The 17,916-nt window shown below is 53.5% G+C and carries 12 protein-coding genes; 9 read left to right on the top strand and 3 right to left on the bottom strand.

The features are described 5' to 3' along the window. Positions 1–48 precede the first annotated feature (48 nt). From AC0XWG_RS22645 to AC0XWG_RS22605, 9 genes are all read left to right on the top strand, one after another. Positions 49–3,702 carry a DNA translocase FtsK 4TM domain-containing protein gene (locus tag AC0XWG_RS22645; RefSeq protein WP_128348079.1) on the top strand — a complete coding sequence of 1,218 codons (3,654 nt, stop codon included), beginning with the start codon at positions 49–51 and terminating at the stop codon, positions 3,700–3,702. 129 nt (positions 3,703–3,831) lie between these two features. After that, positions 3,832–4,446 (top strand): outer membrane lipoprotein periplasmic chaperone LolA, encoded by a 615-nt coding sequence (gene lolA, locus AC0XWG_RS22640; protein WP_108090351.1) that lies wholly within the window; start codon positions 3,832–3,834, stop codon positions 4,444–4,446. Positions 4,447–4,455: 9 nt separating this feature from the next. Next, positions 4,456–5,799, top strand: coding sequence for a replication-associated recombination protein RarA (rarA, locus tag AC0XWG_RS22635; protein ID WP_108090350.1), 1,344 nt, complete (start codon positions 4,456–4,458; stop codon positions 5,797–5,799). Between the two features lie 92 nt (positions 5,800–5,891). Beyond that, on the top strand, positions 5,892–7,184 hold the full coding sequence (gene serS, locus AC0XWG_RS22630) for a serine--tRNA ligase (protein WP_128348081.1): 1,293 nt from the start codon (positions 5,892–5,894) through the stop codon (positions 7,182–7,184). Between the two features lie 210 nt (positions 7,185–7,394). Beyond that, positions 7,395–9,839 carry a dimethylsulfoxide reductase subunit A gene (gene dmsA, locus AC0XWG_RS22625; RefSeq protein WP_475681097.1) on the top strand — a complete coding sequence of 815 codons (2,445 nt, stop codon included), beginning with the start codon at positions 7,395–7,397 and terminating at the stop codon, positions 9,837–9,839. A 10-nt stretch (positions 9,840–9,849) separates the two neighbouring features. Beyond that, on the top strand, positions 9,850–10,467 hold the full coding sequence (locus AC0XWG_RS22620) for a DMSO/selenate family reductase complex B subunit (RefSeq protein WP_017384545.1): 618 nt from the start codon (positions 9,850–9,852) through the stop codon (positions 10,465–10,467). Position 10,468: 1 nt separating this feature from the next. Continuing rightward, positions 10,469–11,332 carry a dimethyl sulfoxide reductase anchor subunit family protein gene (locus tag AC0XWG_RS22615; protein WP_028019253.1) on the top strand — a complete coding sequence of 288 codons (864 nt, stop codon included), beginning with the start codon at positions 10,469–10,471 and terminating at the stop codon, positions 11,330–11,332. 275 nt (positions 11,333–11,607) lie between these two features. Then, entirely contained in the window at positions 11,608–12,756 is a 1,149-nt protein-coding gene (locus tag AC0XWG_RS22610; protein ID WP_128348082.1) for an MFS transporter, read from the top strand. A 123-nt stretch (positions 12,757–12,879) separates the two neighbouring features. Continuing rightward, positions 12,880–13,410, top strand: coding sequence for an anti-virulence regulator CigR family protein (locus tag AC0XWG_RS22605; protein ID WP_128348083.1), 531 nt, complete (start codon positions 12,880–12,882; stop codon positions 13,408–13,410). Between the two features lie 35 nt (positions 13,411–13,445). Here AC0XWG_RS22605 and pflA read toward each other — a convergent pair whose 3' ends face one another. The 3 genes from pflA to focA all read right to left on the bottom strand — a co-directional run bounded on the left by pflA (position 13,446) and on the right by focA (position 17,581). After that, entirely contained in the window at positions 13,446–14,186 is a 741-nt protein-coding gene (gene pflA, locus AC0XWG_RS22600) for a pyruvate formate lyase 1-activating protein (RefSeq protein ID WP_010429226.1), read from the bottom strand. A 203-nt stretch (positions 14,187–14,389) separates the two neighbouring features. After that, positions 14,390–16,672, bottom strand: coding sequence for a formate C-acetyltransferase (pflB, locus tag AC0XWG_RS22595; RefSeq protein WP_024907798.1), 2,283 nt, complete (start codon positions 16,670–16,672; stop codon positions 14,390–14,392). Positions 16,673–16,723: 51 nt separating this feature from the next. Beyond that, complete coding sequence (focA, locus tag AC0XWG_RS22590) at positions 16,724–17,581, bottom strand: formate transporter FocA (protein WP_008499974.1); 858 nt, start codon at positions 17,579–17,581, stop codon at positions 16,724–16,726. Positions 17,582–17,916: the final 335 nt, after the last annotated feature.

The raw sequence follows: 17,916 nt of genomic DNA, 5'->3' as shown, positions 1-17,916 counted from the left end.
CCGTTTTAGCAAACAGGCAGGATATGCCTGATACCTGGAGAGCCTTTCTTGAGCCAGGAATACACTGAAGACAAAGAAGTCACACTATCGAAGCTAAGCAGCGGACGTCGTCTCCTCGAGGCTTTGCTGATTGTTATTGCCCTTTTTGCCGTCTGGCTGATGGCAGCCTTACTCAGTTTCAACCCCTCAGATCCCAGCTGGTCACAAACTGCATGGCATGAGCCTATCCATAATTTAGGCGGTGTCCCCGGTGCCTGGCTTGCGGACACGCTGTTTTTCATTTTCGGTGTGATGGCCTACACCCTTCCCGTCATTATCATTGGCGGATGCTGGTTTGCGTGGCGTCATCGTCAGAACGATGATTACATCGACTATTTCGCGGTTTCGCTGCGCCTGATCGGCGCGCTGGCACTGATCCTGACCTCATGCGGTCTGGCGGCCATTAATGCCGATGATATCTGGTACTTTGCCTCTGGCGGAGTGATCGGCAGTTTGTTGAGTTCTGCACTGCAACCGATGCTCCACAGCAGCGGCGGCACGCTGGCGCTGCTGTGCATCTGGGCTGCCGGGCTGACGTTGTTTACCGGCTGGTCCTGGGTGAGCATTGCCGAGAAAATCGGCAGTTTTATCCTCACCATTCTGACCTTCGCCAGCAACCGTACCCGTCGTGACGATACGTGGGTGGATGAAGACGAGTATGAAGATGAAGACGAAGATGAGGATGAAGCGCCTGTGCAACGTCGCGAATCCCGTCGCGCCCGTATCCTGCGTGGGGCACTGGCGCGTCGCCAGCGCGTAGCTGAAAAATTTGCCAACCCGCTTGGACGTAAAACCGATGCGGCACTCTTCTCCGGCAAACGCATGGATGAAGACGAGCAGGTTGAGTATCGCGCAGCAGGTAACGCCGTCGATCCTGATGATGTGCTTTTCTCCGGGAGCCGTGCCACGCCGGGTGACTTTGACGAATACGATCCGCTGCTAAATGGCCAAACCGTTACCGCGCCGGTTGCGGCAGCCGCAGCAGCAACGACCGCTGCGCAGGCGTATGCCGCACCTGTCGAAGCCGTGATGCCATCTGCACCGGTTCCACCGCCGGAATCCGTTATTCAGCAGCCTCAGGTTGACTGGCAGACAGCACCCGGTGTTCACACACCGGAGCCCGTTATCGCCCCTGAACCGGAAAGCTATATCCCTGTGCATCAGGAGCAGTGGCAGGAGCCTTATCAGCCGCCGCAACCTGAATATGAACCGCAGCAATATGAACAGCCTGTGGCCCAGCCGTATCAGGAGTATGTGCCTGAGCCGGTTGAATCTGTGCAGCCTTATGTAGCGCCACAGCCTGAACCTGAAGTGGTGGAAGAGGTGAAACCCTCTCGTCCACCAATGTATTATTTTGAAGAGGTTGAAGAGCGTCGTGCTCGTGAACGCGAGCAGCTGGCAGCCTGGTATCAGCCTGTGCCTGAACCGGTGCAGGAGCCGGTTACCAAAGCACCTTCTTTCTCTGTTCCGCCGGTTGACCCAACACCTGCTGTTGCTCCTGTTACGGAAAGCGTTAAGCAGGCAACTGCGGCGGCGGCCGTGGCTGCACCTGTCTTCAGTCTGGCAACAGGTGGGACACCACGTCCTCAGGTGAAAGAGGGTATTGGCCCACAATTGCCTCGTCCTAATCGTGTCCGTGTGCCTACTCGTCGTGAGCTTGCTTCTTACGGTATCAAGCTGCCTTCCCAGCGTATGGCCGAAGAAAAAGCGCGTGAACCAGAGTACGAAGATGACGCCGATGAAATGCAGCAGGACGAACTGGCTCGCCAGTTCGCAGCGCAACAGAATCAACGTTACGGTGAGGAATACCAGCACGATGAACCGATTCTGGAAGATGAAGATGACGCGGCGGAAGCCGAATTAGCGCGCCAGTTTGCCGCAACGCAGCAGCAACGCTATTCCGGTGAACAACCTGCTGGTGCGAACCCGTTCTCGCTGTCTGATTTTGAATTCTCGCCAATGAAGGATCTGGTGGATGATGGTCCGAGCGAGCCTTTATTTACCCCGAGCGTGATGCCGGAAGCCGAGCCAGTGCGTCAGCAGCCAGCTCCGCAGGCTTATACGCAGCCGCAACAGGCGCAACAGCCTCCGCAATTCCAGCAACCTGCGCCTCAGGCGCAGGAAAGCCTGATTCACCCGCTGCTGATGCGTAATGGTGACAGCCGTCCATTGCAACGTCCAAGTACGCCGTTACCGTCGCTGGACCTGTTAACGCCGCCGCCGTCTGAAGTTGAGCCGGTCGATACGTTTGCGCTGGAGCAGATGGCGCGTCTGGTGGAAGCTCGTCTGGCCGACTTCCGTATCAAGGCGGACGTGGTGAACTACTCTCCTGGCCCGGTTATTACCCGTTTTGAACTGAATCTGGCGCCGGGTGTTAAAGCCGCGCGTATTTCGAACCTGTCCCGCGACCTGGCGCGTTCGCTGTCGACCGTTGCGGTACGTGTGGTGGAAGTGATTCCCGGCAAACCTTACGTTGGCCTTGAGCTGCCGAACAAAAAACGTCAAACCGTTTACCTGCGCGAAGTGCTGGATAACACCAAATTCCGCGATAACCCATCCCCGCTGACCGTGGTGCTGGGTAAAGATATCGCGGGCGATCCGGTGGTGGCTGATCTCGCCAAAATGCCTCACCTGCTTGTAGCGGGTACCACCGGTTCCGGTAAGTCCGTCGGCGTGAACGCCATGATCCTCAGCATGCTTTATAAAGCGCAGCCGGAAGACGTGCGTTTCATCATGATCGACCCGAAAATGCTCGAACTGTCGGTCTACGAAGGCATTCCGCATCTGCTGACCGAAGTGGTCACCGACATGAAAGACGCCGCCAATGCCCTGCGCTGGAGCGTCAATGAGATGGAACGCCGCTACAAGCTGATGTCTGCGCTGGGCGTGCGAAACCTGGCCGGTTATAACGAGAAAATTGCCCAGGCTGTGCGCATGGGACGTCCGATCCCGGATCCTTACTGGAAGCCGGGTGACAGCATGGATGCCCAGCATCCGGTGCTGGAAAAACTGCCTTATATCGTCGTGCTGGTCGATGAATTCGCTGACCTGATGATGACCGTCGGTAAGAAAGTGGAAGAGCTGATTGCCCGTCTGGCGCAGAAAGCGCGTGCGGCCGGTATTCACCTTGTGCTCGCGACCCAGCGTCCTTCCGTGGACGTTATCACTGGTCTTATTAAAGCGAACATTCCGACGCGTATTGCGTTTACGGTATCAAGTAAAATTGACTCCCGTACCATTCTTGATCAGGGCGGCGCAGAGTCGCTGCTGGGTATGGGTGACATGCTCTATTCCGGCCCGAACTCCACCTCTCCGGTGCGTGTCCACGGCGCGTTTGTCCGCGATGAGGAAGTTCACGCCGTGGTGCAGGACTGGAAAGCGCGCGGTCGTCCGCAGTATGTTGACGGTATTACCAGCGATGTAGAAAGCGAAGGCGGCGGTGGCGGTTTTGACGGTGGAGAAGAGCTGGATCCATTATTTGATCAGGCGGTTAACTTCGTTACCGAAAAACGCAAAGCGTCCATCTCTGGCGTTCAGCGTCAGTTCCGCATCGGCTATAACCGCGCAGCGCGTATCATCGAGCAGATGGAAGCGCAGGGCATCGTGAGCGAGCAGGGGCATAATGGTAACCGCGAGGTGCTTGCTCCGCCGCCGTTTGACTAACCTTCAGTGATTGCAAAGAAGGGTAAATCAGCAAAAAATTAAGCATTTTCTTCTGTCGCCTGCCTTCGGGCAGGTCCAGAATAGAAGACGGAAACCCCATTTCGGGAAGACGTATTTTAAGGAATAACAATGAAAAAAATCGCCATCGCCTGTGCATTACTGACCAGTTTTGTCGCCAGCAGCGTCTGGGCTGATGCAGCCAGCGACCTTAAAAGCCGACTGGATAAAGTGAGCAGCTTCCACGCCAGCTTCACGCAAAAAGTGACTGACGGCAGCGGCAACGCGGTGCAGGAAGGCCAGGGCGATTTGTGGGTAAAGCGCCCCAATCTGTTTAACTGGCACATGACCCAGCCGGATGAGAGCATCCTGGTGTCTGACGGTAAAACCTTATGGTTCTTCAACCCGTTCGTTGAGCAGGCAACGGCGACCTGGCTGAAAGATGCCACCAGCAATACGCCGTTTATGCTGATTGCCCGCAACCAGTCCAGCGACTGGCAGCAGTACAATATCAAACAGACGGGTGACGAGTTTATCCTGACGCCGAAAGGCAGCAACGGCAACCTGAAGCAGTTCACCATTAACGTAAGCACCAACGGAACCATTAATCAGTTCGGCGCGGTTGAGCAGGACGATCAGCGCAGCAGCTACCAGCTTAAGTCTCAGCAGAACGGCGCCGTTGATGCATCGAAATTCACCTTTACCCCGCCGAAGGGCGTAACGGTGGACGACCAACGCAATAAGTAAGAGGCGTGAGTGGGCAATCTGTCGCTCGATTTTTCAGATAACGCGTTTCAACCTCTGGCCGCTCGTATGCGGCCAGAAAATTTAGCGCAGTACATCGGCCAGCAGCATCTGCTGGCTGCCGGAAAGCCTTTGCCGCGTGCTATTGAAGCCGGGCATCTCCATTCCATGATCCTCTGGGGGCCACCTGGCACCGGCAAAACCACCCTTGCAGAAGTTATTGCCCGCTATGCCAACGCGGACGTTGAACGTCTTTCGGCGGTCACCTCCGGCGTGAAAGAGATCCGCGAGGCGATCGAGCGTGCGCGGCAGAACCGCAATGCCGGGCGGCGTACCATCCTCTTTGTGGACGAAGTCCACCGCTTCAATAAGAGCCAGCAGGATGCTTTCCTGCCGCATATTGAAGACGGCACGATTTTCTTCATCGGTGCAACCACTGAAAACCCATCGTTTGAACTGAACTCGGCGCTGCTTTCGCGTGCGCGCGTTTACCTGCTCAAATCGCTGACTACCGAGGATATCGAAAAGGTTCTCACCCAGGCAATGGACGACAAAGCACGCGGCTACGGTGGGCAGGATATCGTTTTACCTGACGAGACGCGTCGTGCGATTGCTGAGTTGGTCAACGGTGATGCGCGTCGGGCACTGAATACGCTGGAGATGATGGCCGATATGGCCGAAATTGATGACTCCGGCAAGAGAGTGCTTAAACCGGAACTGCTCACCGAGATTGCTGGTGAACGTAGCGCGCGTTTCGATAACAAGGGCGACCGTTTTTACGATCTGATCTCGGCGCTACATAAGTCCGTGCGAGGCAGCGCGCCGGATGCGGCACTTTACTGGTATGCACGCATTATCACTGCCGGTGGCGATCCGCTGTATGTTGCACGACGTTGCCTGGCTATTGCCTCGGAAGATGTCGGCAATGCTGATCCACGGGCGATGCAGGTGGCGCTCTCAGCATGGGACTGTTTTACCCGCGTAGGTCCCGCTGAAGGGGAGCGCGCCATTGCGCAGGCGATTGTCTATCTGGCCTGTGCGCCGAAGAGTAATGCGGTCTATACCGCCTTTAAAGCGGCAATGTCTGATGCGCGTGAACGTCCGGACTACGATGTGCCGGTTCATCTGCGTAATGCACCGACCAAACTGATGAAAGAGATGGGGTATGGTCAGGAGTACCGTTACGCCCATGATGAACCCAACGCCTACGCTGCCGGAGAGGAATATTTCCCGCAAGAGATGGCACAAACGCGCTATTATCACCCCACAAACAGAGGTCTTGAAGGCAAGATTGGTGAAAAGCTCACCTGGCTCGCCGGACAGGATCAAAATAGCCCTATAAAACGCTACCGTTAGCGCTATCGTTGCGGTAATGTTGGCAATGTATCCCTGTGACCGCAGGCTGTGGTCACATTTTCCTATTTTAATTCGATAAGCACAGGATAAGCATGCTCGATCCCAATCTGCTGCGTAACGAGCCAGACGCAGTCGCTGAAAAACTGGCACGCCGGGGCTTTAAGCTGGATGTAGATAAGCTGCGCGCTCTTGAAGAGCGTCGTAAAGTTCTGCAGGTACAAACTGAAAATCTGCAGGCAGAGCGTAACTCTCGATCGAAATCCATTGGCCAGGCGAAAGCGCGCGGGGAAGATATTGAGCCATTACGCCTGGAAGTGAACAAACTGGGTGAAGAGCTGGATCAGGCGAAAGCTGAGCTGGATGTTCTTCAGACCGAAATTCGTGATATTGCCCTGGCTATCCCGAATATTCCTGACGACAGCGTGCCTGTCGGCAAAGATGAAAACGACAACGTTGAAGTGAAACGTTGGGGTACGCCTCGCGAGTTCGACTTCGAAGTGCGCGATCACGTGACGCTGGGCGAAATGCACGCGGGCCTGGACTTTGCGGCGGCGGTTAAGCTGACTGGCTCTCGCTTCGTGGTGATGAAAGGCCAGATTGCCCATCTGCACCGCGCGCTGGCGCAGTTCATGCTGGACTTGCACACTGAGAAGCACGGCTACAGCGAAACCTACGTACCGTATCTGGTTAACCACGATACGCTGTACGGTACGGGCCAGCTGCCGAAATTTGCCGGCGATCTGTTCCACACCCGTCCGCTGGACGAGGAAGCGGACAGCAGCAACTACGCGCTGATCCCAACTGCAGAAGTGCCGCTGACAAACCTCGTGCGTGATGAGATCATCGACGAAGACGACCTGCCAATTAAGCTGACAGCACACTCTCCGTGCTTCCGTTCTGAAGCAGGATCTTACGGTCGCGACACGCGCGGTCTGATTCGTATGCACCAGTTCGACAAAGTTGAGATGGTGCAGATTGTCCGTCCTGAAGAATCCATGGACGCGCTGGAAGAGATGACCGGCCACGCTGAGAAAGTGCTGGAGCTGTTGGGTCTTCCGTACCGTCGTATGGCCCTGTGCACCGGTGATATGGGCTTTGGCGCCTGCAAAACCTTCGATCTGGAAGTGTGGGTACCTGCGCAGAACACCTACCGTGAGATCTCCTCTTGTTCTAACGTCTGGGATTTCCAGGCGCGTCGCATGCAGGCACGTTGCCGTAGCAAGTCTGACAAGAAAACCCGTCTGGTTCATACCCTGAACGGCTCTGGTCTGGCTGTCGGCCGTACGCTGGTTGCCGTGCTGGAAAACTATCAGCAGGCAGATGGTCGTATCGAGATCCCTGAAGTACTGCGCCCATACATGAAAGGCCAGCAGTACATCGGCTAATTCTTTGCCTCACAACAAAAAAGCGCCTTCGGGCGCTTTTTTTATGCCTCTGAATTGATACTACGCAATACCCCCTCCCTCTAAAGTAGTAATACTCCTCCGAATGAAAGTTAGCATAAATGACTGATAACGAAGAGTTTCGTTATATATAAAACTATATAGCGGTATGTGCCGCCTCTCTTTTCTTTGTGAGCAACCAAGTGAGTCTCTATGAAAATCAACGCGCCTGAAGCATTAATGGCAGCTGAGGTCACTCGCCGTGGGTTGATGAAAACCACGGCAATAGGCGGCCTGGCTATGGCCAGTAGCGCCCTCACGCTTCCTTTTACCCGGCTGGCGTCGGCGGCAGATGCATTGTCCCCGGCGACAGCTCCGGAAAAAGTGGTGTGGAGCGCCTGTACCGTAAACTGTGGTAGTCGTTGTCCACTGCGTATGCATGTGGTGGATGGCGAAATTAAATATGTTGAAACCGACAATACCGGGGACGATAACTACGAAGGATTACATCAGGTACGCGCTTGTCTGCGTGGCCGTTCCATGCGTCGTCGTGTGTATAATCCGGACCGTCTGAAGTACCCAATGAAGCGCGTTGGTAAGCGTGGGGAAGGGAAGTTCGAGCGCATTAGCTGGGATGAAGCCTACGATATCATCGCCACCAACATGCAGCGTTTGATCAACGAGTATGGCAACGAATCCATCTACCTGAACTACGGTACCGGGACGCTCGGCGGCACCATGACCCGTTCCTGGCCACCGGGTAAAACACTGGTGGCGCGCCTGATGAACTGCTGCGGCGGTTATCTTAATCACTATGGTGACTACTCCTCTGCTCAGATTGCCGCCGGCCTGAACTACACCTACGGTGGCTGGGCGGACGGTAACAGCCCGTCTGATATCGAAAACAGCAAACTGGTTGTGCTGTTCGGTAACAACCCGGGTGAAACCCGTATGAGCAGTGGCGGGGTGACATATTACCTCGAACAGGCTCGCGCTAAGTCCAATGCCCGCATGATCATCATCGATCCGCGCTATACCGATACCGGTGCCGGGCGAGAAGATGAGTGGATCCCAATCCGTCCGGGTACCGATGCAGCGCTGGTCTCAGCGCTGGCGTGGGTGATGATCACCGAAAACCTCGTCGATCAGCCTTTCCTGGATAAATACTGCGTCGGTTACGACGAGAAAACCCTGCCAGCCAGCGCGCCGGCAAACGGGCATTACAAAGCGTACATTCTTGGCCAGGGCAGCGATGGCGTGGCGAAAACGCCAGAGTGGGCGTCCACGATCACCGGTATTCCGGTCGAACGCATCGTCCAGCTGGCGCGTGAGATTGGCTCAGCCAAACCGGCCTATATCAGCCAGGGCTGGGGCCCGCAACGTCATGCAAACGGTGAAATCGCGACCCGCGCCATTTCTATGCTCTCCATCCTGACCGGCAACGTCGGTATTCATGGCGGCAATACCGGTGCGCGTGAAGGCTCGTATGAAGTGCCGTTCGAACGTATGCCGACACTGGATAACCCGGTTCAGACCAGCATCTCGATGTTTATGTGGACCGATGCGATCGAACGTGGTCCGGAAATGACCGCTTTGCGCGACGGTGTGCGCGGCAAGGACAAGCTGGATGTGCCGATCAAGATGATCTGGAACTATGCCGGCAACTGTCTGATCAACCAGCATTCTGAAATTAACCGTACCCACGAAATCCTGCAGGATGACAAGAAGTGCGAGATGATTGTGGTCATCGACTGCCACATGACCTCCTCGGCAAAATATGCCGATATCCTGCTGCCGGACTGTACTGCATCTGAGCAGATGGATTTCGCGCTGGACGCCTCCTGCGGCAACATGTCCTATGTGATCTTCACCGATCAGGCCATCAAACCTCGCTTTGAGTGCAAAACCATCTATGAGATGACCTCTGAGCTGGCGAAACGTCTTGGTGTTGAGCAGCAGTTTACTGAGGGGCGTACTCAGGAAGGGTGGATGCGCCATCTGCACGAACTCTCCCGTAAAACGATCCCTGACCTGCCAGATTTCGACACCTTCCGTAAGCAAGGGATGTACAAACAGCGCGATCCGGAAGGGCACCACGTGGCGTACAAAGCGTTCCGTGAAGACCCGCAGGCGAACCCGCTAACCACACCGTCGGGTAAAATCGAAATCTACTCCGAAGAGCTGGCAAAAATTGCCTCAACCTGGGAATTGCCGGAAGGGGACGTTATCGATCCGCTGCCGATCTACACGCCGGGCTTTGAAAACTATAACGATCCGCTGACGGCGAAATTCCCGCTGCAGTTGACCGGTTTCCACTACAAAGCGCGAGTTCACTCCACGTACGGTAACGTCGACGTACTGAAAGCCTCCTGCCGTCAGGAGATGTGGATCAACCCGATGGATGCCAAAGCGCGCGGCATCAACAATGGCGATCGCGTACGCATTTTCAACGGGCGTGGTGAGGTGCATATCGAAGCCAAGGTTACACCGCGCATGATGCCTGGCGTTGTCGCGCTGGGGGAAGGGGCCTGGTATAACCCGGATGCCAACCGCATCGACCAGGCAGGCAGTATTAACGTACTGACTACACAGCGCCCGTCGCCACTGGCGAAAGGTAACCCATCTCACACAAACCTTGTTCAGGTTGAAAAGGTTTAAGGAGTAACCGATGACAACCCAGTATGGATTTTTTATTGATTCCAGCCGTTGCACCGGGTGCAAAACCTGCGAGCTGGCCTGTAAAGATTACAAAGATCTGACCCCGGACGTCAGCTTCCGCCGTATCTACGAATACGCCGGGGGTGACTGGCAGGAAGATAACGGCGTCTGGCATCAAAACGTGTTCGCCTACTACCTGTCGATTGCCTGCAACCACTGTGAAGATCCGGCCTGTACTAAGGTCTGTCCGAGTGGGGCGATGCACAAGCGCGATGACGGTTTTGTCGTCGTGGATGAAGATGTCTGCATCGGTTGCCGTTACTGCCATATGGCTTGTCCGTACGGCGCGCCGCAGTACAACGCCGCCAAAGGTCATATGACCAAGTGCGACGGCTGCCACTCACGCGTGGCGGATGGCAAAAAACCGATTTGCGTCGAGTCCTGTCCGCTGCGCGCGCTGGACTTTGGCCCAATTGAAGAGCTGCGTAAAAAACACGGTCAGCTTGCGGCGGTAGCGCCACTACCGTCAGCGCACTTCACGAAGCCGAGTATTGTGATTAAACCTAACGCCAACAGCCGTCCGACAGGTGACACCACCGGCTACCTGGCAAATCCGAAGGAGGTGTGAGATGGGAAGTGGATGGCATGAATGGCCGCTGATGATCTTCACGGTCTTTGGGCAATGTGTTGCCGGTGGGTTTATCGTGCTCGCCCTGGCGCTGTTAAAAGGCAACCTCAGTGCTGAACAGCAGCAGCGTCTCGTGTTGAGTATGTTTGGTCTGTGGGTACTGATGGGAATTGGCTTTATTGCCTCAACGCTGCATCTGGGCTCACCGATGCGTGCGTTTAACTCCCTGAACCGCGTGGGGGCCTCATCACTCAGTAATGAGATTGCCAGCGGGGCGATTTTCTTCGCCGTCGGTGGGCTGGGATGGCTGCTGGCAGCGCTGAAAAAATTGCCTGCGGGTCTACGCAGCCTGTGGCTGATCGTGACCATGGTGCTGGGCGTGGTATTCGTATGGATGATGGTGCGCGTGTACAACACCATTGATACCGTTCCAACCTGGTACAGCGTCTGGACGCCGATGAGTTTCTTCCTGACGATGTTTATCGGTGGTCCGCTGTTGGGCTACCTGCTGCTGCGCGTAGCGGGCGTAGATGGGTGGGCAATGCGTTTGCTCCCCGCTGTTTCGCTGCTTGCGCTGGTGGTGAGTGCAATGGTTGCCCTGATGCAGGGAACCGAACTGGCAACCATTCACAGCTCTATTCAGCAGGCCTCTGCCCTGGTGCCGGACTACGGTTCACTGATGGCCTGGCGCATCGTTCTGCTGGTCGCGGCGTTGGTATTCTGGATCGCGCCTCAGCTTAAAGGATATCAGCCCGCGCTGCCGCTGCTGTCGCTGGCTTTTGTGCTGGTACTGGCAGGTGAACTGATTGGCCGTGGTGTGTTCTACGGATTGCATATGACCGTGGGTATGGCTATTGCCAGTTAACGTTGCATTTAGTTATATCAAGCCGGGCCTGAGTGCCCGGCTTTTTCTTTTTTCGATCATGAAATTTTTCGACTGTTGTTTCGTTTTAATTTCGTTCATTAATAAATAAAAACAGATACATAATTAATATCTATAGCAGGCGTTGCATTAGCAGGATAAGTTTTTTGAATCGACAAGGAACATATTGTGCGTGACGGCGAAATCAGTGGATTGACTTTGTTTTTGCCAGTGGCATGATGCGCACGAAATCTGAACTTCCTAACGGTTTTTAACCCATGACCACCTATACCCGGCCAGTGCTTCTGTTGCTCTGTGGCCTGCTTCTGTTGACCCTGGCGATCGCAGTGTTAAATACGCTCGTCCCGCTGTGGCTCGCCCATGAAAACTTACCGACCTGGCAGGTGGGTATGGTCAGCTCGTCCTTTTTTACCGGCAACCTGTTGGGGACGCTGGTCACCGGGAGCCTGATTAAGCGCTTTGGCTTTAATCGCAGCTATTATCTGGCCTCGCTAATTTTCGCCGCCGGATGTGCCGGTTTAGGCTTTATGGTCGGCTTCTGGAGCTGGATGGCGTGGCGCTTTATCGCTGGCGTAGGCTGCGCGATGATTTGGGTGGTGGTTGAAAGTGCGCTGATGTGCAGCGGTACGTCGCGCAACCGCGGACGCCTGCTGGCAGCCTATATGATGGTTTACTATATGGGCACCGTGCTGGGTCAACTGATGGTCAGCAAACTGCCAACCGACCTGATGAGCGTTCTGCCGTGGGTAACGGGTATGGTGCTGACCGCGATCCTGCCGCTGCTCTTTACGCGCATTGTGAACAAGAACAGCGAACACCAGGAAGCAACCCACGTCTGGCCGATGCTGAGACTCCGTCAGGCGCGGCTGGGCGTTAACGGCTGCATTATCTCGGGGATTGTACTGGGCTCACTCTATGGCCTGATGCCGCTCTATCTAAATCATCAGGGCGTCAGCGACTCCGGGATCGGTTTCTGGATGGCGGTCATGGTGAGTGCAGGGATCGTCGGGCAATGGCCGATTGGCCGACTGGCGGACCGTTTCGGTCGTCTGCTGGTACTGCGCGTTCAGGTCTTCGTGGTGATCCTGGGATGTCTAGCCATGCTCAGCAACGCCGCGATGGCGCCTGCGCTGTTTATTCTCGGGGCCGCCGGCTTTACGCTCTATCCGGTTGCGATGGCCTGGGCCTGTGAGAAAGTAGAACATCACCAGCTGGTGGCAATGAACCAGGCGCTGTTACTGAGCTATACCATCGGCAGTTTATTAGGGCCGACGTTTACCGCGATGCTGATGCAGAATTACTCTGATAATTTATTGTTTATCATGATCGCCAGCGTATCGTTTATTTATCTCTTAATGCTGCTGCGCAAAGCGGGCGAACACCCGACGCCTGTGGCTCATGCCTGATTAATTAAAAGCCTGTCGATGACAGGCTTTTTTGTCCCTGTCACAACTAAGAGTTTTACTTATTGTTTGTTTATTGCGTCAGACGATAATTCATGTGAGTCCTACCACTATAAGGCATCAATCATGTCTATTCGTCGTTTTTCCACTACCGCACTTGCCGTAGTGTTGTCTTTAACGTTTGCAACGGCTCCGGTCATGGCTAATCCTGGAAACGGGAATGGCGCTGGTCACGGAAACGGTGGCGGACAGGGTAATGGCGGCAATCATGGTAACGGGAATTCTGGTAACTCCGGTAACCATGGCAATAAGCAAAATAGCGATCAGGATAACCCTGGAAAATCGGATAAGAGCTTTAAAAGCAGTAAAGATGTCGGTAACGATGTTGATGCTCGTGTGAGTTTCGATCATGCCCGCCACCTGGCACTGAATTATGGCTTAACGGGCTATGACTCTCTGCCTCCGGGTATCGCGAAAAACCTGGCGCGCGGTAAACCGTTGCCTCCGGGTATTGCGAAGAAAACCGTGCCGGCCTCTATGCTGGGCCAGCTTCCTTCCTATCCAGGCTATGAGTGGCGGGTAGTGGGTGACGATCTGGTCTTAATTGCGCTGAGTACAGCCATTGTGACGTCCGTGATTAACGGCGTCTTTAAATAGAATATAAAAAAGCCCGGTTTTCACCGGGCTTTTCTTTAATACATCACCTTATGGCCGTACTGCTCAAGAATGCCTTTGACGCGTTCCATCGTCTCTTTCTTCGGCGGCTTCACGCCATCGAGTTTGTACTCTTCGCCCATTGCCACCCATTTGTGTTTACCCAGCTCGTGATAGGGCAGAAGCTCGATTTTCTCGACGTTGCCCATGTCGCGGGTAAATTCCCCGAGACGATGCGCGGAGTCGTCATCATCTGACCAGCCAGGCACAACCACGTAGCGGATCCAGGTTTTGATGCCTTTATCGGCAATGTATTTGGCAAATTCCAGCGTCCGGTGGTTTGAGACACCAACGAGGTTCTGGTGGATCTCATCGTTCATCTGTTTGAGATCGAGCATCACCAGATCGGTCACTTCGAGCAGCTCGTCGATAACCGGATCGTAGCGACGTACAAAGCCGTTGGTATCGAGACAGGTATGAATGCCTTCTTTGCGGCAGGCACGGAACCAGTCGCGTACAAACTCAGCCTGAAGAATGGCTTCACCGCCGGATGCGGTTACACCACCGCCAGACGCGTTCATAAAGTGACGGTAGGTCACCACCTCTTTCATTAAATCTTCAACGGTCACTTCTTTGCCGCCGTGTGTATCCCAGGTGTCACGGTTATGGCAGTACAGGCAGCGCATCAGGCAGCCCTGGAAAAAGGTGATAAAGCGGATACCTGGGCCATCGACAGTGCCACAGGATTCAAAGGAGTGAATGCGACCAATAATTGACATTGCGGTGATATCTCCAGCATCGGCCCGTCCGGGGCCTGTGTATGCACAGCTCAAAACCGGCTGTGTTAAGTCTGTTTTGGCTGTTATCCATTAAGTATAGATAGCGGACAAAAGAGACTGAGGTGGAGAGGGTGCTAAAAAGGCCCCACTTGCGTGGAGCCTTTATTGTACGCTTTTTAACGCGTGATTTCAGTCAATTCCACTTACATGGACTGAGTGAAAGTACGGGTGATAACGTCCTGCTGCTGTTCTTTAGTCAGGGAGTTAAAACGTACTGCGTAGCCGGATACGCGGATGGTCAGCTGAGGATATTTCTCAGGGTGTTCCATCGCGTCGAGCAGCATTTCACGGTTCATTACGTTCACGTTCAGGTGCTGACCACCTTCGATGGACGCTTCGTGGTGGAAGTAACCATCCATCAGACCCGCGAGGTTAGTTTTACGCACTTCGTCGTCTTTACCCAGCGCATTTGGAACGATAGAGAAGGTGTAAGAGATACCATCTTTAGCGTAAGCAAACGGCAGTTTAGCAACGGAAGTCAGAGAGGCAACAGCACCTTTCTGGTCACGACCGTGCATTGGGTTAGCACCTGGGCCGAATGGCGCGCCAGCACGACGTCCGTCTGGGGTATTACCGGTTTTCTTACCATACACAACGTTAGAGGTGATGGTCAGAACAGACTGAGTCGGGATAGCGTTACGGTAAGTAGTCAGTTTCTGAATTTTCTTCATGAAACGTTCTACCAGGTCAACCGCCATGTCATCAACGCGAGAATCGTTGTTACCAAACTGCGGGTATTCACCTTCGATTTCGAAGTCTACAGCCAGGCCGTCTTCGTCACGAATTGGTTTAACTTTCGCATATTTGATTGCAGACAGGGAGTCAGCCGCAACGGACAGACCTGCGATACCACACGCCATGGTGCGGATAACGTCACGGTCGTGCAGCGCCATCAGAGAGGCTTCGTAGCTGTACTTGTCGTGCATGTAGTGGATAACGTTCAGTGCAGTGACGTACTGTTTAGCCAGCCAGTCCATGAAGTGATCCATGCGGTCCATCACTTCATCGAAGTTCAGAACGTCGCCTTTGATTGGCTCAGACTTAGGACCAACCTGCATTTTCAGTTTTTCATCAACGCCGCCGTTGATTGCGTACAGCATGGTTTTCGCCAGGTTTGCACGCGCACCGAAGAACTGCATTTGTTTACCAACAACCATTGGGCTTACGCAGCAAGCGATAGCGTAATCGTCGTTGTTGAAGTCCGGACGCATCAGGTCATCGTTCTCGTACTGCAGAGAAGAGGTGTCGATAGACACTTTAGCGGCGAATTTCTTGAAGTTCAGAGGCAGTTTTTCAGACCACAGAACAGTAATGTTCGGCTCCGGAGAAGGACCCATGGTGTACAGGGTGTTCAGGAAGCGGAAGCTGTTTTTGGTTACCAGAGTACGGCCATCAACGCCCATACCACCGATAGATTCTGTTGCCCAGATTGGGTCACCAGAGAACAGCTCATCGTATTCTGGGGTACGCAGGAAGCGAACCATACGCAGTTTCATGACCAGGTGGTCAATCATTTCCTGAGCGTCTTGCTCGGTGATTTTGCCTGCTTTGATGTCGCGTTCGATGTAAGCATCCAGGAAGGTGGATACACGACCGAAGGACATCGCTGCACCGTTCTGAGACTTAACCGCGGCCAGATAGCCGAAGTAGGTCCACTGGATAGCTTCCTGTGCGTTGGTAGCAGGACCAGAGATATCGCAGCCATATTTAGCTGCCATTTCTTTGATCTGACCCAGCGCGCGGTGCTGTTCAGCAATTTCTTCACGCAGACGGATAGTCGCTTCCAGGTTTACGCCGTTTTCCAGGTCAGACTGCAGGGAAACGAACTGTGCGTACTTGTCTTTCATCAGGAAGTCGATACCGTACAGCGCAACGCGACGGTAATCACCGATGATACGGCCACGGCCATACGCATCTGGCAGACCGGTCAGAACGCCAGATTTACGGCAGTTCAGAATGTCTTTGGTGTAAACATCGAATACGCCCTGGTTGTGGGTTTTACGGTATTCGGTGAAGATTTTTTTCAGCATTGGGTCCAGCTCGCGGTTATACGCTTTGCAGGAACCTTCAACCATTTTAATACCACCGAACGGGATGATTGCACGTTTCAGTGGTGCTTCAGTCTGCAGACCAACGATTTTCTCAAGGGCTTTGTTGATATAGCCAGCATCGTGAGAAGTGATGGTGGAAGCAACGGAGGTGTCGAAATCAACTGGCGCGTGAGTGCGGTTTTCCAGTTTAACGCCTTCCATTACGCTGTCCCACAGCTTGGTGGTCGCGTCAGTTGCGCCAGCCAGGAAGGATTCGTCACCTTCATACGGGGTATAGTTTTTCTGAATGAAGTCACGTACGTTTACTTCATTCTGCCAGTCACCTTTCGCAAAACCTTCCCAGGCTGTGGCTAACTTTTCATTAAGCTCGGACATGTAACACCTACCTTCTTAAGTGGATTTTTTATTTACTGCCTGAGAAAACCATCAATGATGATCGTCGCCACGCAGGTAAATGACCCAGTATGTCAACCCAACTAACAGACCCCCACCGATAATGTTCCCGATAGTGACAGGGATCAGGTTATCAGTAATGAAATTCATAATAGTCAGGTGAGAGAAACTTTCCGGGGATGAACCAACTGCGGTCCAGAACTCCGGGCTTGCAAAGTCGCGGATGACAATGCCCATTGGGATCATGAACATATTCGCGATACTGTGCTCAAAGCCGCTGGCAACAAACATCGCAACTGGCAGAACCATAATTAAGGCTTTGTCCATCAGGCTGCGACCCGAGTAGCTCATCCATACAGCCAGGCAGACCATCAGGTTAGCGAGGATGCCGAGAGCAACGGCTTCGATAAATGTGTGGTGCATTTTGTGGTCGGCAGTTTGCAGGACGTTGAGCCCCCAGCCACCGTTGGCGGTCATGTACTCGCCAGAAAGCCACATCAACAAAACAAAGAGCAGACAGCCAACCAGGTTACCCACGTAGACGTTAAGCCAGTTACGCGCCAGCTGACCCCAGGTAATTCTTCCGCTGGCTTTCGCTACGACAATCAGCACCGTTGAGGTGAAGAGGTCGGCACCGCAGATAACGCAAAGAATCAGACCCAGTGAGAAGCAAATACCGCCAATCAGTTTGGCCATGCCGAAAGGCATTCCAGCAGTACCGGTGGTGGCAGTGATGTAGAAGACGAAAGCGATAGAGATGAACACACCAGCCGTGATCGCCAGATAGAACGTCTTCATCGGGTGTTTCGTTGCTTTATAGACACCTGCTTCTTCGGCAACTTTGGCCATCGCAGCAGGGAGTAAAAGATCAAAAGGGTTGTCAGCTTTCACACTAACTCTCTCTTTATTAAGTCGGCGACGAGATACTAACAAAGCATTATAGAAGAGAAATTGATATAGATCATATCTCGCCTGGCTTATAGGCCCGCAGTGTGTATGGTTTTACAACAAATGCGGAGTAAGTATTTGATTATCCGTATAAAAATAAATTTTAAAAGTTATGAAAAGAGTTGAATTTTTTCGTTCGGCCACCTCTAAAACAGTTAATTAATATGGAGTATTTACCATAAAAAGTAACAGTAAAGCCCGGGTTAATATTATTATATTTACCCATGTTTAACTTTATTATTACAATTAACAATCATTGCCGAAGAAAATAAAAAACG

The organism is Enterobacter sp. DVT3837 (genome assembly GCF_056238685.1).
The sequence above is the reverse complement of the archived record's forward strand: the minus strand, read 5'-3'. Positions and strand labels throughout refer to the sequence as shown.